Source organism: Pseudoalteromonas sp. MER144-MNA-CIBAN-0113, assembly GCF_040308965.1.
In the GTDB taxonomy this organism is placed as follows: domain Bacteria; phylum Pseudomonadota; class Gammaproteobacteria; order Enterobacterales; family Alteromonadaceae; genus Pseudoalteromonas; species Pseudoalteromonas tetraodonis.
In genome coordinates this window covers 21484-42536 of record NZ_JBEOOG010000007.1, presented here as the reverse complement: position 1 = coordinate 42536, position 21053 = coordinate 21484, and the positions used below count along the sequence as shown (strand labels likewise).

Genomic DNA, 21053 nt, shown 5'->3' with positions numbered 1-21053 from the left:
CTAGGCAGAACCCAAAGGGCAGCGCCTGTTTAGTATTGATGCTGCGTTATCGCCTATTTATGGGGAATAACCACACCACATAGGCTCTGCCTTGCCTAAATACCAAACAGACTGCTGCAAATTTAATCTTGAAAGGTCAACAGACCCTAGCTATATTTCGCTTTTATGGCGCTGATAATCTCGACATTGGCTGCAGGAAAATCATAGTTATCTAGTTCGTCTATACTTACCCATTCGCTTGGTTGCCCTTCTGCGCCATGAGCTTGACCATTAAAGTTACTGACCACGTGTACATTAAGTCGTACGCATTTATCGCCATAGTCGTGCTCTATAGTGACAAGTTCGCTTGAGCTATGAATAGTCAGTCCTACTTCTTCAAATAATTCGCGCTTCAGTGCTTGAAAAACACTTTCCCCGGCTTCAACTTTTCCGCCTGGAAATTCCCATAAGCCGCCTTGGTGCTGTTCATCTGCACGTTTACAAATAAACACATTGTTGTTTTTTTTAATTACACCCACAGCAACATTGATGATTACTTTAGTCATTATCTCTCCCTTAAATAGCATAAAAAAAGCGACGCAAGCGTCGCTTTTTATCTAACTTAACAAAGTGGTGTTATTTTAATTTACCACAACATTGTTTGTATTTTTGACCTGAACCACATGGACATGGATCGTTACGACCCACTTTTGGCTCGCTACGCGCCATAACCTGAGCGCTTTGTGGGGCTTCACCACCTACATGCTCTGCTTCTTCATGTTGATATTCGCGAGGGGCATTTTCACTTTTACGGTGTTGCTCTTCTACTTTTTCAACATCTTCTTCAGCGCGAACTTGCACTTTACTTAAAATACCGACGACATCGACTTTTAAGTTTTCTAGCATTTCAGAGAACAATTCAAACGACTCACGTTTGTATTCTTGCTTAGGATTCTTTTGTGCATAACCACGTAAGTGAATACCTTGGCGTAAGTGATCCATTGCAGCAAGATGGTCTTTCCAATGTTGGTCAAGACTTTGAAGCATAATGGCTTTTTCAAACTGACGTAGTACAGAATCGCCAACCATTTCTTCTTTTTGCTTGTAAGCTTGTTCAACCGCTTCTTCAATACGCTCACGCAGTTTTTCTTCATACAGTTTATTGTCATCAGCTAACCACTGAGTAATTGGTAACTCAATTAAGAAGTCTTGTTTTAAGCGTTCTTCAAGTCCTGGTATATCCCACATTTCAGCCAAGCTTTGTGGAGCAATGTATTGATCAATCACACCGGCGAGCACATCACCACGGATAGCGGTAATCGTTTCTGAAATATCACCTTCTTCAAGCAATTCGTTACGTTGAGAATAAACAACACGACGTTGATCGTTTGCTACATCATCGTACTCAAGTAGCTGTTTACGCATATCAAAGTTACGTGCTTCTACTTTACGCTGAGCGTTTTCGATTGCGCGGTTAACCCATGGATGTTCAATCGCTTCGCCGCGTTGCATACCTAGTTTACGCATCATATTAGTCATGCGCTCACCAGCAAAAATACGCATTAACGCATCGTCCATAGATAGGTAAAAACGGCTTGAACCGGCATCACCTTGACGGCCAGAACGACCACGTAATTGGTTATCAATACGACGTGATTCATGACGCTCAGTACCAATAATGTGTAAGCCGCCAGCATCAATTACCGCATCATGGCGAATCTTCCATGCTGCTTTTATTTCAGCAATTTGTTCGTCAGTTGGGTTCTCAAGTTTTTCAACTTCGCTGTTCCAATTACCACCAAGTACGATATCGGTACCACGACCGGCCATGTTAGTGGCAATCGTAACTGTACCTGGTAAGCCCGCATCAGAAACAATGTCTGCTTCTTGTGCGTGGAATTTAGCATTAAGTACATTGTGCTTAATTTTTTCTTTGCGTAAAAACTGCGATAAGTACTCAGAGCTTTCAATTGAGATAGTACCTACAAGTACCGGCTGACCACGTTCTTGACAGTCTTTAATGTCTGCTAAAATCGCTTCGTATTTTTCTTCTTGCGTTAAGTAAACTAAATCAGCGCGATCATCGCGGATCATTGGTTTATTGGTTGGCATAACCACAGTGTCTAAACCGTAGATAGACTGAAACTCAAACGCTTCTGTGTCGGCTGTGCCTGTCATACCTGCTAGCGTTTCGTACAAGCGGAAGTAATTTTGGAAGGTAATAGAGGCTAATGTTTGGTTCTCGTTTTGAATTTTCACACCTTCTTTTGCTTCTACAGCTTGGTGTAAACCTTCTGACCAACGACGCCCTTCCATTGAACGACCTGTGTGCTCATCAATAATGATGACTTCGTTTTCTTTAATAACGTAGTCAACATCTTTTTGGTAAAGCTTATGCGCACGAAGAGCTGCATAAACGTGGCTAAGTAGCGTGATGCTCGCTGCTGAATACAGTGAGTCACCTTCTTCAATTAGGCCGCGCTCGGTAAGTAACTCTTCTACTTTTATTTGCCCACGCTCAGTAAGATGAACTTGCTTAGATTTTTCATCGATGGTGAAATCGCCATCGCCTTCAATTCCTTCCTCGTCTTCTTTTTCTTGTAATTCAAGTAGAGGAACAATGGTATTAATTTCAGTGTATAGCTCAGAGCTATCTTCAGCGGGACCAGAAATAATCAGTGGCGTACGTGCTTCATCAATAAGGATTGAATCCACTTCATCCACTACAGCATAAAATAATGGGCGTTGTACGCGCTCATCAATACTAAATGCCATGTTGTCACGCAGGTAATCAAAACCAAATTCGTTATTGGTACCGTAAGTGATGTCAGCTGCATAAGCTTGTTTTTTCTGTTGTGGCATCATGCCCGGAACATTACAGCCTACGGTTAACCCTAAAAATTCAAATAATGGGCGATTGGTTTCAGCATCACGTTTGGCCAAGTAGTCATTCACGGTAATGACATGAACACCTTTACCTGTTAAACCATTTAAATAAGCCGGCAGTGTCGCTGTGAGTGTTTTACCTTCACCGGTACGCATTTCTGCGATACGACCTTGGTGTAAAACCATACCACCTAATAACTGCACGTCGAAATGACGCATACCGTTTACACGTTTTGATGCTTCACGTACCACTGCAAATGCTTCTGGTAGAATATCGCCTAAGCTTTGTCCGTTATCGTAACGCTCTCTAAACTCGGCTGTTTTAGCTTTTAAATCTTCATCTGAAAGCGCTTCTAGCTGCGTTTCAAGTGCATTGATCAGTGCGACCGTCTTTCTTAGGTTTTTAATAGTGCGGTCATTGCGACTACCAAAAATCTTGGTAAATAAATTAGATATCATGATAAAACCGTTACAATGTGTTTTTTTGCTAGCCGTGCATCGGCTAACCCATTTTTTACAATTGATAATTAATGTATTCTTTAAATTAACCTTTAGGACACATTAATTAGCAATTTTGTATTAAGCTGCTTAAAAAGCACTGTTTATTACCTGCGCTACTATACCAGACTCTGCTAAACATCAAACTACCTCAATAAAAAGATCTTCATTTAAAACAGAAAAATGAGATCTCGCTCATAAAAATAGCGTTATGTAACGAAACTTGATTAAAACTGCAGATAAACAGACCCTAAAGATATGGTGCTGAATAAATTAAAAACAAGAGCAAAGCGCTTAAATTTCACCCTTAAACGCCTTGTTAGCAGCCATCGTTTTTTAAAGCTTAAATTGAGCAATCGTTTTATATATTACTCTCGGTAAGTCACTTAAGTCATACGCTTTACCTGCAGGTATGTAATGAATGGTTGCGGTATCATTAAAGAGATTACTAATTGCAAAAAAGCGTGTGTTAATATCTTCTGCAACCAGCGTTTGCTAATATTATTTTTAGTCGCATAAAGTTAATTATATTTTTTATCGCTATAAAACGCGTTGATTGAGTTTTAATAAGGGTAAATAAAGTGCAAACCAACAAAGATAATTTAGTCGTTCTTGGCGCTGGCTGGCTTGGCCAAGCCTTATGTATTGATGCACAAAAACAAGGTTGGCAAGTGCAGGGGACTCATCGAAGTGACACTCATCAATTTGATTTTGAACGTCAGTTTGTTTTACAAAACGGTGAGTTGCAGCACCAAGTTGATTTACAAAATGCGTATTGGGTCTGTGCAATCCCGCCTCGCAGTCGAGATAGCGAAAGTGATTATCCGCAAGTGCTTGAGCAGGCGTTAAAGCTGGCAACTGAGCTTAATTGCAAAGGCTTTTTATTGTGCTCATCGACTGGGGTATATGATCAAGAACCTGGCGTTTATAGTGAAAGCAGCGATATATCAGGCACTAACGAGCGACAAATAAAGCTGTATGATGCTGAAGAGCTAGTGCTTGAACAGCAAGGTAAAGTGCTTCGCTTAGCCGGATTGTTGGGGCCAAATAGAGAGCCTGGTCGTTTTGTGGCGGGTAAAGAACTCAATACCTCTAGTCAGCAAGTAGTGAATATGGTGCATCAACATGATGTGATCAATGCTATTTATGCGGTCCTTAATAACTGGTCGCAAGGACAGAGCATTTATAACGTGGTGAACCCAGCGCACCCGACCAAAGCAGATTATTATGCGCAAAAGTGTGAGCTGTATGGCACACAAATGCCGAGCTTTAGTAGTAATGAGGTCGCTGAGCGCAAAGTTATTGGCTCAGCGATAGAAGCACTGGGTTTTAGTTATCAGTATGGTATTTAATAAGAAGGTAAGGGGGAGTGGCTTATGAAATCACACAACTTACCTTCACTTAGTAGCGTGTTGGCCGCTTCAATATCGGGAGCAAAATACCGGTCTTTGTCGTAATAGCTAACATGTTGGCGTAGCAGTGCTTTGGCACTTTCTACTTTATCACACGCGCGTAGTGGTGCTCTAAACTCAAGCCCTTGGGCAGCACTGAGCCATTCTATGGCCAGTACGCCTTGCGTATTATTAGCCATATCAACTAGTCGTCGTGCTGCAAACGTTGCCATAGAAACATGGTCTTCCTGATTTGCTGAAGTCGGTAAGCTATCTACCGAAGCAGGGTGTGCTAAGGATTTGTTTTCAGAGGCCAGTGCAGCCGCGGTGACTTGAGCAATCATAAATCCTGAATTTACCCCACCGTTTTTTACTAAAAATGGCGGTAATTTAGATAAATTAGAGTCAATCAATAGAGCAATACGTCGCTCAGCTAAGGCGCCAATTTCAGCAATAGCAATCGCCAGGTTATCAGCGGCCATAGCAACGGGCTCAGCATGAAAGTTTCCGCCTGAAATAATATCCCCTACATCGGCAAATACGAGAGGGTTATCGGTTACTCCGTTTGATTCACACAGTAGTACTTCGGCGGCTTGACGTATTTGGGTTAAACATGCACCAAGAACTTGCGGCTGGCAGCGCAGGCAATATGGGTCTTGTACTTTTTCACAATTAATATGTGAGTCACTAATTTGTGAGTGGCTATCGAGTAATTCTCTAAATACGTGAGCCGTATCTATTTGCCCTTGCTGACCACGAATGTCATGAATACGCGCATCAAATGGCGCGCGACTGCCCATGGCCGCTTCTATACTGATAGAGCCAATAACACAGCTTTGTGCGTACAAGTCTTCGGCTCTAAATAAGCCTTGTAGTGCAAATGCAGTGGATGCTTGGGTGCCATTCAATAAGGCTAACCCTTCTTTTGCAGCTAATGTTAGTGGCTCAAGACCTGCAATTTTTAGCCCTTGTGTAGCGCTTATCAGCTCACCTTGATAACGCATTTTACCCTCACCTAATAAAGGCAAACACATATGCGCAAGCGGTGCTAAATCGCCCGATGCACCCACTGAGCCCTTTTTAGGCACGCAAGGGTAAACTTCACTTTTAAGCAGCTGCATAAAAAACTCAAGCACAGCTAAGCGAATACCAGAATAACCGCGCGATAAAGAGTTTATTTTTAGTGTGATCATCAATCTAACGGTGCTGTCATCCATTAACTCACCAATACCTGCGGCGTGTGAAAGCACAATACTGCGTTGTAATAGTTCGAGTTCATCGTCAGCGATTTTAGTATTGGCCAATAACCCAAAGCCAGTATTAATACCATATACAGTGCGATGTTCGTTTATCACGTTTTGGACTGTTTGAGCACTGGCAGCTATTTGCGCCTGTGCATCATTGGCCAGAGTTAAGTGTATGGCTGATTTGTTAATTTTTCTTAGCGTGTTTAAGTCAAGCTGACCCGGTTTGAGTGTATATGAAATCATGACTTGTCCTCATTAATCATTGGTAAGTCTAGCTGCTGCTGTTGCGCACAGTTTTTTGCAATTTCATAACCCGCATCAGCATGGCGCATTACACCGGTGGCGGGATCGTTCCATAATACTCGAGCAAGACGTTGCTCTGCTTCATCAGTACCATCGGCAACAATCACTACGCCTGAGTGCTGGCTAAAACCCATACCTACACCACCGCCATGATGAAGCGATACCCAAGTAGCACCGCCTGCGGTATTAAGCAGAGCATTTAATAGTGGCCAATCGGAGACCGCGTCGGAGCCATCTTTCATACTTTCAGTTTCACGGTTAGGACTGGCAACTGAGCCTGAGTCGAGATGATCTCGTCCAATAACTACCGGCGCTTTAAGCTCACCGCTTTTAACCATATCGTTAAAGGCAACAGCAAGGCGCGCTCTATCTTTTAAACCGACCCAACAAATACGTGCAGGCAAGCCTTGAAATTGAATTCGCTCACGCGCCATATCAAGCCAATTATGTAGGTGTTTATCATCTGGAATGAGCTCTTTTACTTTTGCATCGGTTTTATAAATATCTTCAGGATCGCCAGATAGCGCTACCCACCTAAATGGACCAATACCTTCACAAAATAATGGACGAATATACGCAGGCACAAACCCAGGGAAATCAAATGCATTACTCACGCCTTCTTCTAGGGCCATTTGACGAATATTATTGCCATAGTCGGTTGTTGCTGCGCCCGCTTTTTGTAGTGCCAGCATCGCCTTTACTTGGACTGCCATTGACTGTTTAGCCGCTTTTACAACTGCTTGTGGGTTATCGATTCGCATTTTAGCTGCGTATTCCATACTCCAATCTTGTGGCAGGTAACCGTTAAGTGGATCATGAGCTGAGGTTTGATCGGTAACTATATCGGGGGTCACCCCACTTTTTACTAAGGTACTAAACACATCGGCGGCGTTACCTAGTAAACCCACAGAAAGCGCTTCACCTTTTATGCAAGCATCTGTTATTAATTTTAGTGCATGCTCAAGATCTGTGGCTTTTACATCGACATATCCTGTTTTTATCCGAAAATCGATACGGCTTTCATCACATTCCACCACCAAGGCACTAAAGCCTGCCATAGTAGCCGCTAATGGTTGTGCGCCCCCCATACCTCCAAGGCCACCCGTTAATACCCACTTACCTTTAGCATTACCAGCAAAATGCTGTTTTGCCATAGCCACAAACGTTTCGTAAGTGCCTTGCACTATGCCTTGAGAGCCAATGTAAATCCAAGACCCAGCGGTCATTTGGCCATACATCATCAAGCCTTTTTTATCTAGCTCGTTAAAGTGCTCCCAGTTTGCCCAATGCGGTACTAGGTTTGAATTGGCAATTAATACCCGTGGTGCATTGCTATGAGTTTTAAATACACCCACAGGTTTGCCTGATTGCACTAATAGAGTTTCGTCATTTTCTAGGCGTTCAAGCGTTTCAATTATTTTGTCATAACTTGGCCAATCACGTGCAGCACGGCCAATACCACCATAAACCACCAGAGCTTGAGGGTGCTCTGCAACATCAGGGTCTAAATTATTCATTAGCATGCGTTTAGCCGCTTCGGTTTGCCAGCTTTTTGTGGTTATTTTATTGCCATGTTGCGCGCGTATTGTGCGTTGTGTGTCCAGTCGATGATTCATTGTTCACTCCTGTTAAATAGTATTAAGCGTTATGCGCTTTATTATTATTTTTAAATGTTAATTGCCCGCCCAAGCGGTACTTACTGCCCGGCGATATAAGTCGTGCAAAGCTAACAATCCCGTTAACCGACCAAGTGCGGCGTATTACTTGTAAGCATGGCTCTTCGTTATATAGGTTAAGCCACTGACACATTTCATTATTTGGCGTTATAGCCTCTACCGTGTGCCTTGCTTGTGTTAAAGGGGCAACCGTTGATAGGTATTCGTGTGGGGTGAGAGCGGTAAAATTTTGTTGTAAATAATCCTTGGCAAGTAACGGGTTTACAAAACGTTCTTCAACTTGCAAGGGACTGTCATTTTCGTTATGAATAATGACACTTCTATACACCACACTATCTACCTCAACACCTAAAGCAATAGCAATTGGCGCCACGGCATTGATTGATTCCAACACCTGTACTGTGCAGCTGTAGTTTCCGTTTCGCTCTTTGACTTCATGTGCAATGTTTTTTATTTCCAGTAGTGATGACTGCGACTTAAAGCTTGCGACAAAAGTACCTAGCCCTTGGCTACGGGTTAAAATGCCTGTATCAGTTAGCTCACTTAACGCTCGACGTGCGGTCATTCTGCTTACCGCAAACTGCTTTGCCAGTTCATTTTCTGAGGGCACGCGTTGGTTTTCAAGCCAAAGCCCACTGCGTATTTTGTCCACAATAAACTGTTTTATTTGTGTAAATTTAGGTGTTGGCATAAACGCTTTTGGTGTATTAAAAATAAACAATACTTAATAAGATGGCATAATTACCTTGTATATACAAGATGTGTTGTTAAACTCGTTTGAACATTATCGCGGAGAAACTTATGCAAGCCACAGAATCTACAGAACAGTTAAATGATATCGATTTATTGCTCACAGATGCCAACATTGCCACTATGGATAGCAATATTGATGCGCCTTATGGGGCAATAGAAAATGCGGCATTAGCTATTAAAAATGGCAAAATAGTGTGGCTAGGTAAACAAGCTGATTTATCTAATTTTGATGTGTTAGCCACCCCGATATTAAGTGTAAAAGGACAATGGTTAACCCCAGGCTTAATTGATTGCCATACACATTTAGTGTTTGCCGGTTCTCGTGCGCAAGAGTTTGAGCAGCGTTTGCAGGGCGTGAGCTATCAGCAAATAGCAGCGCAGGGAGGGGGAATAGCAAGTACAGTTAAAGCAACCCGAGAGGCTGACCACGAACAGTTATTTGTAGCAGCAAAAGAGCGTTTAAATGCATTGTTAGCTGAAGGGGTGACGACGGTTGAAATTAAGTCAGGGTATGGGCTTGATATAGACAATGAGAAAAAAATATTGGAGGTGGCTAGGCTGTTAAATCAACATCACCCCATTGAAGTGGTTAACACCTTTTTAGGGGCACATGCGCTACCTTTGGAGTTTAAAAACCGCAGTGATGATTACATAGATTTGGTATGTAATGAAATGCTAAGCACGCTTGTTGAACATGACCTAGTGGATGCCGTTGACGTTTTTTGTGAAGACATTGGCTTTAGCTACGCACAAACTCAACGCGTATTTGATGCAGCTAAAAAACAGGGTTTGGCAATCAAGTGTCATGCCGAGCAATTATCAAATCAACACGGTGCAGCGCTGGTAGCACAATACAATGGCCTGTCGGCTGATCATTTAGAATACCTTGATGAAGCAGGCGTTAAAGCTATGGCAAACGCAGGCACTGTGGCGGTATTACTGCCTGGGGCTTTTTATTTTTTAAAAGAAACGAAATACCCACCAATTGAACTGTTAAATAAATACAAGGTTCCCATCGCAATTGCCAGTGATTTTAATCCCGGCACATCACCATTATGTTCGTTGCAATTAATGATGAATATGGCCTGCACCTTATTTAATTTCACTCCAGAGCAGGCATTAACTGGCGTAACAGCACATGCGGCTCGTGCTTTAGGTTTTACTGATAGAGGGGTGTTAAAAGTTGGCGCTCGCGCAGATATTGCTCATTGGCAAATTGACCACCCTGCACAATTAAGTTATCAGTTTGGGGTAAATAAACTGTTAAATTTATGGATATTGGGTAAACTTAGTTAGTTTGTATAAAATTAACTCTTAAACCTATGTTTTATTTAATGTCAGTGAGTACGTCAGCTATGGATGGAACGTTATTGAGCTACAGCAATTTAGCTATTTTTTTAAGTGGTGCACTTTTAATGGCAATGGTTGCCACGCTATTAACCGTTAAAAGTAACGTAATGAGACTCAGCTTTTTATGTACTGGGCTCATTGGCTTAGCTATGGTCAGTAGCGCAATACCTTGGCTCGCTATTTTACTAGCGCTAGGTTTTGGTTTTAATTTATATCAAGCGAAGTTACAAAAGCAAAAAAAACCATTTCTTATCAGTGCCTGTGCAAGCGCATTATTTGCTTTATTGTTAATAGGGTATCTCTTTTTTACGCTGCATTTAGCGTGGTTGCTCATGGCTATTTTACTGCTCTCAGTCAGTGGTTTTTTAGCTGATAATGAGCCTAAAGCTACTACGCCTTTAAAGCCACAAACTGAGCCTGAGGTGTATGTTGAAAACTCACCCTTAGTCAGCTTCCCCGATAAACAACAGTTACGTCAAAAGTATAATGAGCTTATTGATGAAGGTTCATTCAGAGCCGCACTTATTGTATTAAGGCTAGAGGGGTTTGCGCAGGTAAATCAGCATATTGGACGAGATTTTGGTGACTTATTGTTGTCGCAGTCGGCAAATCGAATAAAAGACTTACTAGACAGTGATGAAGTGTTGTTCCTTGCTCCGCATGCTAAATTAGCGCATTTAGGCGGGTTAAATTTTGCGTTTATTTGTGATCTACAAAGCCATAATCATTTACATCAACAGCTTATCAAGCAAATTATTGGCGCTACATTAAAGCCCTTTAACGTGGCTAATTGCACTATTGAAGTAAAGGTAAGAGCCAGTTATGTTCATTGCGATCAACAAAGTACGAGCTTTGATGATTTAATTAGTTATGCGTATTTGGCACTTGATAGTCAGCCAAGCAAACAAATAGTGGCTTATCATCAACAAATGACGGTTGAGCATTTAGAGCAACAAGCGCGATTAACAGAGCTTGCGAATATCAGCTTTGCTGATGAGTTTGAGCTGTTTTTTCAACCCGTTATTCGCAACGGCGATGGTCAAATTGAATTTTTAGAATTGTTATTACGTTGGCAACACCCCACGCAAGGCACCTTATCGGCAAGCCGATTTATAAATGATATTAGAATTGCAGGGCTTGGTTATTCACTGGCTACCTTTGTTATAGAGCGTGCTGGCGAATTAGCCATGGCACTTCGTATGGAAGGGATGTCGGTACCTTTGAGTGTTAATTTATTTGGCCCAGAAATGCTCAATGAAGAGTTTGTTGATTTTGTTTACGGAGTAATTGGTGAGCATCAACTCAGGCCAGGCGATTTAATTATTGAATGTCCGCTTCATGTTTTTACCAGCCTAGATGATAAAGGCAGAGCCATGATCGCAAGGCTTAACAGTTTAGGTTTAAAAGTGTGTGTTGATGGTTTAGGTGATAACCCTGTATTACTTTCTAAGTTACCTAGTTTAGCGGTGGAATATATTAAAGTATCGCCTGCATTAACTGCAGACTTTAGTAATCAAAATAATATACGCAGCTTAGTAAGCGGTATGGTAGAAATGCATAATCAGCAACAAACAAAAGTGATTTTTGAAGGTGTTGAAACACTGGACCAACTTAAATTTGTGAAAAGTTTGAAAGCTTATGCCTCACAAGGCTACTACTTCGGACACCCTTTAAGTAGCTTGGGGTTAATGAGTTGGTTTAAACAGTGGTTACAGGCACAAGAAGACTAGGGAAGATTAGATTTTTTGCTTTGTTTGTAGGTAGATATTTACTAAGGCACTGATTACTTGACCACATTGTAATTTACCCGCAGCAAGAGAGTGAGGATGTTGCGAGGGTGCTGCTTCGCATAAATGTAAATAAGCACTGTGATAATTACTTGCAGCTAAATAAACATAATGCTCGCCATCGCTAACATCAAAACCGCAATAATTAAATGCGCTTGCAGGCATGTTGGTTAGGCTATCTAAATCAACTTCTATTCCCAACGGTGCGTTATCAAATGCGTTTAGTGCATTGTTAGTTGCCTCCGTTAAACTTATTTCTCGCCTAACATTAATCGCTTGATAGCTGGTGAAACTAAATTTTGCACTTTGCATTGCATTAAAAATTTGTTGATTATTTTTAAGCTCATGTAAGCCAATTACATGGTAACTGTTAAGGTGCTGCTCTTGATAGGCGTAGTGAAAACCATTGCCACTGTGTCTGCCTTCACACTCTCTAAAGTCGGCATGGGGGTCTAAATTAATGGCGTTAATTGCGCTGTTTTTATATTTTGCAAGCGAGCGAATAATACCTAAGCAGTTGTTATGTCCGCCACCAATAATGATGGGTTCAAGACCTGCTTTAAAAATCATGCTTAAAATTGCTTCAACCCGCACATCAATCTCAGCGCACAACTGACGTAATTGGTCTAAATCGAGAGGATTTTGGTTATCAAGCGGGTGTGCTTGTTCCATTAAGTCATCGAGGTTTACTTCGCCAAGGAGTAACACTTTTTGCATGGCAATAGCGTGATTGTGAGGTTGGTTTAAAAAGTGTTGTAAAAAAGCGGGCCAAGCATGTTGTGCTCCGCCTTTACCTAAATTGGCTCTAGGTCCAATGTCTTCGCAAACGCCCAGTAAAACAAAGCGCATACCAAACTGTGCAGCATCAGTAAGCGCTTGTTGTATATTAACGTTTGCGTCAAGTAATGCCATTGACTGCCACGCTTTTTGTTCACCTGCACGGTTAGAACAAATGCGCTTGAGCGTGCTTTCGTTATATACTTTAAGGTGTGCTGTCACGCTACAGTTCTATTATTTCTAGCTCTAATTCTTCAGCAGAAAGTACAATACCTGTACTGTCGGCATAAACAAAATCATCATCGAAAAATGATACACCCGCAAAGTTAACGCCTATGCCGCTTTCACCCGCGCCTTCACTGTCAGCTGCAACCGGAATTGATCCAATGGCTTGAATTCCTAAATCCAGTTCTTCAAGTTCATCAACATGGCGCAGTGCACCATATACAATAATACCTTGCCAATTGTTTTCAAGTGCCAGCTCAGCCAGTTCAATATCAATTAAGGCTCTACGAGTGGAGCCTCCACCATCAATAAGTAAAATCTGATCTGTACCATCTTGAGAAAGCAATTGACGGATCAGTTCATTATTTTCAAAACATTTTACCGTTTTAATGCGGCCACCAAAACTGTGTCGACCACCAAAGTTGATGAACATAGGTTCAAGCACGTCAACCACATCAGCGAAATGGTCACATAAATCAGAAGTGCTGTAATCCATTATTTTATCCTCAAAAGATACATAAGTTAGTAACTTAGTATACCCTCCTTATATTCAATAACAACGACTTAATTGCAGTAAATTTAGCCAGAAATAGAACTAAATCAATAACACGACTCATAATTTTTTAATAAAATTGTCATCTTTATAAATAAATATTTTTAAAGCTATGGACTGAGCGTTTATAAGTGCGAGAGATTTAAGTTCTGATTGGCGAGACTGTTAAAATTAAACAATACTGTGATCAGGCCGATGATTATATTGTCCATTTGTATAAAGGGAGTTTGTTAATGGTTAAATTTTACTGGTAGCCCTTTTTTGGTTTTTAATGATAGGCATTATTGTTTATTTCATGTAACAAAATTATGTTAATACAAGAAAGCATCACGTTATACTGAACTGGCAAATTTAATATAGGTATTTACAATGAACTTTTTACAGAATCTAACGATTAAACGTCGTTTACAATTTAACGCATTAATCGTTGGCTTAGCCATGATTGTTATGCTGTGCATCATCATTTATGAAGCACGTATTATGCTTAAATTAAATGAAACTATTCAGTACGCTGAAGAGCTAGATGTGCATGAGCTTTCGATGCGTAAATACGAAAAAGACTTTTTGTTTTACAAAGATGAGTCTAGTTTAGAGCTATTTGCGCAAGAATATAAAAAACTACAATTTAAACTAGAAAAGCTATCTGTTTTATCTGCAGATTTAAATATTGCTACGGCTCAGGTCAATCAATTTTCTACGTTAGCCCAACAGTACTATGACGACTTTCAAAATGTTGTAAAACTACAGCGTAAAATCGGGTTGCACCCAAAAGACGCTTTATATGGCGAGCTGAGAGAAGCAGTTCATAAAATAGAAACATTGCTTAGTGAGCAAAATAATTACCAATTACTCACCACTATGCTACAGCTGCGTCGAGCTGAAAAAGATTTTATGCTACGTTTAGATACCAAGTATTTAGATCGATTTAATAAATTAGCAAGCGAGTTAAAACAACAAGTAAATGCTGCAGAGCTACCTAATAATTTACGCAATCAATTGGTCTCGTTAATGACCAACTACCAAAATAAATTTACTGCATTGGTAGAGGCGCAGGTGGAATTAGGCGTCGATTTAAATTCGGGTGCCCTAGGGAAAATGAGAATAAGTGTTAAGAAAAGTGATGAAGTGGTTACTTTGATCACTAATGCGACTAAAGAGCAAGTAACTGAAACGGCGCAGCAGGCGCAATTATTAGCAATAGTCATTTTTATAATTGCTAGTATCATCGTTATGCTACTTGTGTACTTGACCAGTCGTTCAATTATCCAGCCTATTGAAAAAGTTTATCAAGCAATAGATAAGATAAGACAAAACAATGACTTAAGCTTGTTTATAGAGCATAAAGGGAAAGATGAAGTAACGAGGATGACCATAGACTTTAATAGTTTAATTAGTGACTTTAAAGATCTCATCTACGAAGTAAATACGGCTCTAACAACGCTTAATATAGCAACAGGGAACCTATCTGAAACAACCTCAGCGACTAGCTCTGGTATGCAAGAGCAATTGCATGAAGCGGATATGGTAGCAACCGCTGCTACAGAAATGCAGGCAACGATTCAAGATATTTCACACAATACTGAAGCCGCCGCTAAAAAAGCTGAATCGACCAATGTAAGCGCCCAGCAAGGTCAGGTTGAAGTAGAGTCAACTATTAAGCATATTAATGCCTTATCCGATTCACTTGGTAAAGCTTCCAGCGTGGTGTCTCAGCTAGAAAAAGATGGTGAAACCATAGGTTCTGTACTTGATGTGATACGTGCGATTGCAGAGCAAACTAATTTACTTGCTTTAAATGCTGCCATTGAAGCGGCGAGAGCGGGTGAACAAGGTCGTGGCTTTGCGGTTGTTGCAGATGAAGTGCGCTCACTTGCACAGCGTACGCAAGAGTCAACCAGCGAAATAGAGGGCATTATTAACACCCTACAACAGCGTACTCAAGAAGTTGTGAGTATCATGCACCAATGTCGTACTCAAGGTGGCGAAAGTGCTACACAAGCAACAAAAGCGGGTGAGCTGCTAGGATCAATTACCATTGATGTGCAAACTATTATGGAAATGAGTACACATATTGCTACTGCTATTGATGAGCAAAGTCAGGTGGCTTCTGAGGTAAATAAAAACGTGGTCCGTATTCGAGATATTGCAGAGGGGGCTGCGGCTCACTCACAAACTAATGCGCAAACCAGTGAAGAGGTCTCTGAGCAAGCAAGGGTACTTCATCAAGCGATTTCAAAATATAAGGTTTAACTACTAACAGAAAAAAGTGGCTTAATTGCCGCTTTTTTCTCATTCACAGAGTATAAGTTCAGACTAAATACTAGGGGACAAACTTTATGGGTACGCTGTCTTTGTTGTTTTCATGTTGTTTAACACGCTCTAAATACGTATCCCATAAGCTTGTTTGTTCAGCTTGTAATTTAGCAAAATATTGCCAGCTGAACAGCCCGCTGTTATGGCCATCGTCAAACTCTAAACGTAACGCGTAATGCCCTACCGGCGTAATGGTTTTAATGCCCACTGCTTGTTTATTTAGTACTAACTTCATAGGCTCAGATCCATGGCCTTGAACCTCTGCTGAGGGAGAGTGTACCCGTAAAAACTCAGCGCTAAATATAACTTCAGAGTTATCATCAAAATAAACATTTAAATTTTTACTCACACTATGATAGTGCACTTTTGTAACTTGTTTCATCGTCATCTCGCTTACAAAAAAGCCTCCATATTGGAGGCTTTTAGTATAACTGTTTGTGTTTTCAATTAAAGAATAAAACGACTTAAGTCTTCATCTTCAACTAGCGCACCTAAGTGTTTTTCAACGTAGGCGGCATCGATAACAAGGCTTGAACCCGCTTTTTCAGAAGCGTCATATGAAATCTCTTCCATTAGCCTTTCCATAACTGTATGAAGGCGACGCGCACCGATATTTTCGGTTTTTTCGTTTACTTGCCATGCTGCCTTAGCAATACGCTCAATTGCGTCGTCGCTAAATTCAATAGCGACTTGCTCTGTTTTGAGTAGCTCGCGTTGTTGCTCAGTAAGTGACGCGTGTGGCTCAGTTAATATACGTTTAAAGTCATCGGCTGTGAGTGCTTCAAGTTCAACACGAATAGGTAAACGGCCTTGTAACTCAGGGATCATGTCTGATGGTTTAGACATTTGGAATGCGCCTGAGGCAATAAACAACATGTGGTCAGTTTTTACCATGCCGTGCTTAGTATTAACGGTAGAGCCTTCAATAAGCGGAAGTAAATCACGTTGTACACCTTCACGACTTACATCTGGGCCTGAGGCTTCACCACGTTTACAAATTTTGTCTATTTCATCAATAAACACAATGCCGTTTTGCTCTACTGCAAAAATGGCCTGTTCTTTTAATTCTTCAGGATTAACCAGTTTACCGGCTTCTTCTTCAGTAAGTAACTTAAACGCTTCTTTAATTTTAAGCTTACGCTTAGTGCGTTTATCACCACCCATGTTTTGAAACATTCCCTGTAACTGGTTGGTCATTTCTTCCATACCAGGAGGAGCCATAATTTCAATATTAGGTTGAGCTTGGGCTAAATCAATATCAATTTCTTTGTCATCTAATTGGCCTTCGCGTAACTTTTTACGAAACGATTGGCGTGTCGATGAATTTTCATCGCGCTGAACTTCACCGTATTGATCTTTCGCTGGAGGCAGTAATACATCTAATATACGTTCTTCAGCCGCTTCTTCAGCGCGATGTTTGAACTTTTTAGTTTGTTGCTCTCGTGTCATTTTAATTGAAACATCAACTAAATCACGGATGATAGTTTCAACTTCTTTACCGACATAACCTACTTCTGTAAATTTAGTGGCTTCAACTTTAATAAAAGGTGCGTTGGCAAGCTTTGCTAAACGACGAGCAATCTCAGTTTTACCTACACCCGTAGGGCCAATCATTAAGATATTTTTTGGCGTTACTTCTGCGCGTAAGTCTTCGTTTAACTGCATACGGCGCCAGCGATTACGAAGGGCAATAGCAACCGCTTTTTTCGCTTTAGCTTGGCCAATAATATGTTGGTCTAGCTCATGAACAATTTCTCTTGGGGTCATATCAGACATAGCGAGTTCCTATTACAATTCTTCGATAGTTTGGAAGTTATTCGTAAATACACAGATGTTGCCAGCAATTGTTAGACTTTTCTCTACAATTTCACGAGCACTTAAGTCGGTATTTTCTAATAAGGCGGTTGCAGCTGATTGCGCAAAGTTACCGCCGCTGCCAATTGCGATTAGGTCGTTTTCTGGTTGCACCACGTCACCGTTGCCGGTGATAATTAGCGAAGCTGTTTCATCAGCAACAGCAAGTAAAGCTTCAAGTTTACGCAGGGCACGATCGCTACGCCAATCTTTAGCCATTTCTACAGCAGCTTTAGTGAGGTTACCTTGGTGCATTTCTAGTTTGCTTTCAAAACGTTCGAAAAGAGTAAAGGCATCAGCAGTGCCGCCAGCAAACCCAGCGATAACTTTGCCATTATAAAGGCGTCGAACTTTTCGGGCATTGCCCTTCATTACTGTGTTACCAAGAGATACTTGGCCGTCACCACCAATAACAACTTTGTCATCACGGCGTACACTTACGATTGTAGTCATGTTATTCCTCATCATCGCGCTGCAAGAGGCAGCGCGTAAAAAACGATTATGAAGAGGTTATATGGGTGAATGGTTTAAATTCAAGTCCAGCCCCAAATTCCGCAACCGACAATATTAATTCGTTTAAGTTTGTTCTTGTCACTTTCTGCATGACGCTTGGTTTCATAAGGCCCTAAACGCACTTTGTACCAAATACCATTGCTGCCTGTGGTTTTTTTGATTTCTGAAATTAATCCGGCAAAGGCTATTTTAGCTTTTAAGGTTTCAGCTTGCTGATGGGTTCTAAATGAACCACATTGCATGACATAAGGGCCTTTTTGTTCAAGTTCTTTTACTTCAACCTGAATCTCATGCTCTTTAATTTCTTTAATAAATTTAGGTGGCCGCGGTTTAGCTATTTCTACTTGTTTTTCGGGTGTTGGATTTGCTTGCTTTTCAACAAGCTCTGGATCGGCATTGTTTTTAACAAACCAGAGTCCGTATGCAAAACCACCGATTAGTAACAAGGCAATAATGATTAACAAAAACGGGAAGGGTTTTTTAGCCGGCTCTTGTTTAGTGTTTTTTCTATTTTTTGGTTTTTTATTAATATAATCGTGCTGTGCCATGGTGTTATATGTGGCCTTACCTAAATCATGTCTGTAGGGTCTACGTCTAAACTCCAGCGAACTTTTTGTGCAAGTTTGCTAGTGCTGAGATAATCAACCATTTGCGCGAGATACTGATGTAGTATGCGTCGATCTTGCGCTTGAATATGTAATTGAAAACGATACATTCCCGCAATTTTTTCTAAAGGCGCGGGGATCGGTCCGAGCAATTGTATACCAGATACCCCATTGACAGGAACCAAATCCGTTAGAAAGTCGACGACTTGCTTTATGTTATGCCCTTGTGCGCGAACAATTGCCATACTCGTAATGGGTGGCAACTGTGCATCACTTCGCTCAGTGAGTGCAAAGCGGGCAAAATCTTGATAGCCATTATTAACTAAGTCTTGTAATAGCGGGTGCTCAGGAAAGTGCGTTTGTAATAATACTTCACCGGGTTCGCCAGAACGTCCCGCGCGTCCTGCAACTTGTGTTACTAATTGTGCTAAATGCTCAGTAGCCCTAAAGTCACACGAATACAAACCACTATCGACATCTAAAATAAGTACTAAGCTAACATCAGCAAAATGGTGACCTTTTGCCAGCATTTGCGTACCAACTAAAATACGTGCGCCGCCTTGGTTTATTTCATCCAGTGCTTTTTCAAGGCTACCTTTACGCCGAGTTGAATCACGGTCGATACGGCTGATCGGGGTGTCTGCAAATTCACTACTCAAAAACTCTTCTATTTGCTCGGTGCCCTTGCCGTTAGGAAAGATTTGCGTACTACCACAGTCAGGGCATTGATGTGGTACATGATATTGATCGCCACAATGGTGGCAAATCATTTGGCCTATTGCCTTATGAAAAGTCGCACTGGTGCTGCATCGGCTACATTCACTCAACCAACCACATTCATGACAAATCAAAGTAGGAGAAAACCCACGGCGATTTAAAAATACCATCACCTGCTTTCCCCTATTCAGGTGCTGGCGCATTATTGCAAGACTGGCATGCGCAATACCGGCTCTATCAGGCTGACCTTTCATGTCGAGCAGCTTAAACTGATTATCGGTGGCGGTTTGTGCGCGCTCACTTAATGTAAGCAACTGGTATTTGTTATTAATAGCTTTATGCAGTGTTTCTAGTGCTGGCGTGGCGCTACCTAAAATAAGTGGAATTTGATGCTGATAGGCACGATACGCAGCTAAATCACGGGCATGATAGCGTAAAGTGTCTTGTTGTTTAAATGAGGCATCATGCTCCTCATCAACCACAATCATCCCGAGCTTTAAAAATGGCAGAAAAATACTCGAACGGGTACCTATAACAATGGCGCAACTGCCTTTTTCACAAAAGCGCCATGTTTGCAGACGCTCGTTATCGGTTAATGCCGAGTGCCATAACATAATAGGGGTGTCAGGAAAGCGACGTCTAAAACGATTGACCGTTTGAGGCGTTAGCCCGATTTCAGGAACGAGCACTAACGCCTGTTCGCCACGTTTTAATACTTCTTCTAGGCATTGCAGGTAAACTTCGGTTTTTCCGCTGCCAGTGACACCTTCTAGCAAAAAGCTATTAAACCCCGTACTTTGATTAATTGCAGTGCAGGCAATGGCTTGCTCTTTATTTAAACGGGGTTTGCTGCCAACCGTTGGCGAGGTATGTTGCCATTGATTGTCGTGCTCAATGGTTTGAATTATTAGCTCTTTATCTAAAAGGGTATCAATGGTTTTTTTATTAAACCCGAGGGCTTTGAGTTCGGTTAATGATGATTTACCGGATGCTGATAATTGCTTAAGCAAATTAAGCTGTGTTTTAGCTTTTAAAGACGGTAAAAGTGCCCCCTTTTCGCTTAATGTCACCATGTTTATACTGGTTTTATCAGGGCACTCACCTTGGCGCAGTGCACTGGGCAATGCAATATGAATAGTTTCACCGAGTGGATAGCAATAATAACGCGCTGTAAATTTCAGTAGCTCTAAATGCTGCGCAGATAACACCGGTGAGTCGTCAATAACTTCAATAATAGATTTTATTTTGCCTTCGGGGACTGCTGTTTCCGCTTTTAAGCTAAGAATAACCGCTACTTTACGTTGATTACCAAAAGGGACTAACACGCGCATACCAGGCTGTAATTGAGTCAGCGGTACTAATTGCTCATCCACTTTATAATCAAAGGTGCGAGGCAAGGGGACTTTTATTGCAACTTCAGCAAAACGCATAACAACTCAACCAATTAACGTAATGGTTTAATGTACTAAAAATAGCATTAAAAGCCTACCGACAAATCAGTAATGGATAGGTGTTTGCCGACTTTTTAGCAAAAAGGGTAATTAAAGCTTGTGTGCGTGCGGGTTGTTGGATAAAATTCGCGACCAATAAATTTGTTTTAACGACGTATGGTGCCAGACTTCGGGT

Annotated in this window: 16 protein-coding genes; 4 read left to right on the top strand and 12 right to left on the bottom strand. The window is 41.3% G+C overall.

Annotated features, from left to right (window positions below):
* Positions 1 to 146: 146 nt before the first annotated feature.
* Together mutT and secA are read right to left on the bottom strand one after the other, a co-directional pair.
* The gene (gene mutT, locus AAEY57_RS03205) at positions 147 to 545 is read right to left on the bottom strand and encodes an 8-oxo-dGTP diphosphatase MutT (protein ID WP_213609262.1); all 399 of its coding nucleotides are present in this window, start codon (positions 543 to 545) and stop codon (positions 147 to 149) included.
* A 70-nt stretch (positions 546 to 615) separates the two neighbouring features.
* Positions 616 to 3324, bottom strand: a complete 2709-nt coding sequence (gene secA, locus AAEY57_RS03200; RefSeq protein ID WP_350314514.1) for a preprotein translocase subunit SecA — start codon at positions 3322 to 3324, stop codon at positions 616 to 618.
* Positions 3325 to 3944: 620 nt separating this feature from the next.
* On the opposite strand from secA, the gene AAEY57_RS03195 reads away from it, so the two are divergent.
* Positions 3945 to 4715: a Rossmann-fold NAD(P)-binding domain-containing protein gene (locus AAEY57_RS03195; protein WP_350314515.1), complete on the top strand. Its 771-nt coding sequence runs from the start codon at positions 3945 to 3947 to the stop codon at positions 4713 to 4715.
* Here AAEY57_RS03195 and hutH read toward each other — a convergent pair.
* Genes hutH through hutC form a run of 3 tightly spaced genes read right to left on the bottom strand, consistent with a single transcriptional unit; the run spans position 4712 to position 8671 of the window.
* Entirely contained in the window at positions 4712 to 6244 is a 1533-nt protein-coding gene (gene hutH, locus AAEY57_RS03190; RefSeq protein ID WP_013463891.1) for a histidine ammonia-lyase, read from the bottom strand. The two genes, AAEY57_RS03195 and hutH, sit on opposite strands and share 4 nt — an antisense overlap.
* Positions 6241 to 7920 (bottom strand): urocanate hydratase, encoded by a 1680-nt coding sequence (gene hutU, locus AAEY57_RS03185; protein ID WP_350314516.1) that lies wholly within the window; start codon positions 7918 to 7920, stop codon positions 6241 to 6243. The genes hutH and hutU overlap by 4 nt, the downstream gene beginning before the upstream one ends.
* A gap of 22 nt (positions 7921 to 7942) precedes the next feature.
* A complete protein-coding gene (gene hutC, locus AAEY57_RS03180; protein WP_090494871.1) occupies positions 7943 to 8671 on the bottom strand; it encodes a histidine utilization transcriptional repressor HutC in 729 nt (242 codons plus the stop codon).
* A 110-nt stretch (positions 8672 to 8781) separates the two neighbouring features.
* Here hutC and hutI point away from each other — a divergent pair, with 110 nt between their 5' ends.
* On the top strand, positions 8782 to 10029 hold the full coding sequence (gene hutI / locus AAEY57_RS03175; protein ID WP_350314517.1) for an imidazolonepropionase: 1248 nt from the start codon (positions 8782 to 8784) through the stop codon (positions 10027 to 10029).
* A 59-nt stretch (positions 10030 to 10088) separates the two neighbouring features.
* Positions 10089 to 11813: a GGDEF domain-containing phosphodiesterase gene (locus AAEY57_RS03170; protein ID WP_024602140.1), complete on the top strand. Its 1725-nt coding sequence runs from the start codon at positions 10089 to 10091 to the stop codon at positions 11811 to 11813.
* Between the two features lie 6 nt (positions 11814 to 11819).
* Here the strand turns inward: AAEY57_RS03170 and AAEY57_RS03165 are convergent, their stop codons facing one another.
* Both AAEY57_RS03165 and rraA read right to left on the bottom strand, forming a co-directional pair.
* Entirely contained in the window at positions 11820 to 12869 is a 1050-nt protein-coding gene (locus AAEY57_RS03165) for a formimidoylglutamase (protein ID WP_024602141.1), read from the bottom strand.
* A 1-nt stretch (position 12870) separates the two neighbouring features.
* Positions 12871 to 13368, bottom strand: coding sequence for a ribonuclease E activity regulator RraA (rraA, locus tag AAEY57_RS03160; RefSeq protein WP_008115004.1), 498 nt, complete (start codon positions 13366 to 13368; stop codon positions 12871 to 12873).
* A 426-nt stretch (positions 13369 to 13794) separates the two neighbouring features.
* Between rraA and AAEY57_RS03155 the strand changes: the two genes are divergently transcribed.
* A complete protein-coding gene (locus AAEY57_RS03155) occupies positions 13795 to 15675 on the top strand; it encodes a methyl-accepting chemotaxis protein (RefSeq protein ID WP_036955757.1) in 1881 nt (626 codons plus the stop codon).
* 70 nt (positions 15676 to 15745) lie between these two features.
* On the opposite strand, the gene AAEY57_RS03150 is transcribed toward AAEY57_RS03155, so the two are convergent.
* The 5 genes from AAEY57_RS03150 to priA all read right to left on the bottom strand — a co-directional run bounded on the left by AAEY57_RS03150 (position 15746) and on the right by priA (position 20857).
* Positions 15746 to 16120 carry a gamma-butyrobetaine hydroxylase family protein gene (locus tag AAEY57_RS03150; protein WP_350606283.1) on the bottom strand — a complete coding sequence of 125 codons (375 nt, stop codon included), beginning with the start codon at positions 16118 to 16120 and terminating at the stop codon, positions 15746 to 15748.
* A 65-nt stretch (positions 16121 to 16185) separates the two neighbouring features.
* Complete coding sequence (gene hslU / locus AAEY57_RS03145; RefSeq protein WP_013463899.1) at positions 16186 to 17514, bottom strand: ATP-dependent protease ATPase subunit HslU; 1329 nt, start codon at positions 17512 to 17514, stop codon at positions 16186 to 16188.
* Between the two features lie 12 nt (positions 17515 to 17526).
* Complete coding sequence (gene hslV, locus AAEY57_RS03140) at positions 17527 to 18045, bottom strand: ATP-dependent protease subunit HslV (RefSeq protein WP_008115012.1); 519 nt, start codon at positions 18043 to 18045, stop codon at positions 17527 to 17529.
* An 80-nt stretch (positions 18046 to 18125) separates the two neighbouring features.
* Positions 18126 to 18653 carry an SPOR domain-containing protein gene (locus tag AAEY57_RS03135; RefSeq protein WP_008115014.1) on the bottom strand — a complete coding sequence of 176 codons (528 nt, stop codon included), beginning with the start codon at positions 18651 to 18653 and terminating at the stop codon, positions 18126 to 18128.
* A gap of 20 nt (positions 18654 to 18673) precedes the next feature.
* Entirely contained in the window at positions 18674 to 20857 is a 2184-nt protein-coding gene (gene priA, locus AAEY57_RS03130; protein WP_024602143.1) for a primosomal protein N', read from the bottom strand.
* Positions 20858 to 21053: the final 196 nt, after the last annotated feature.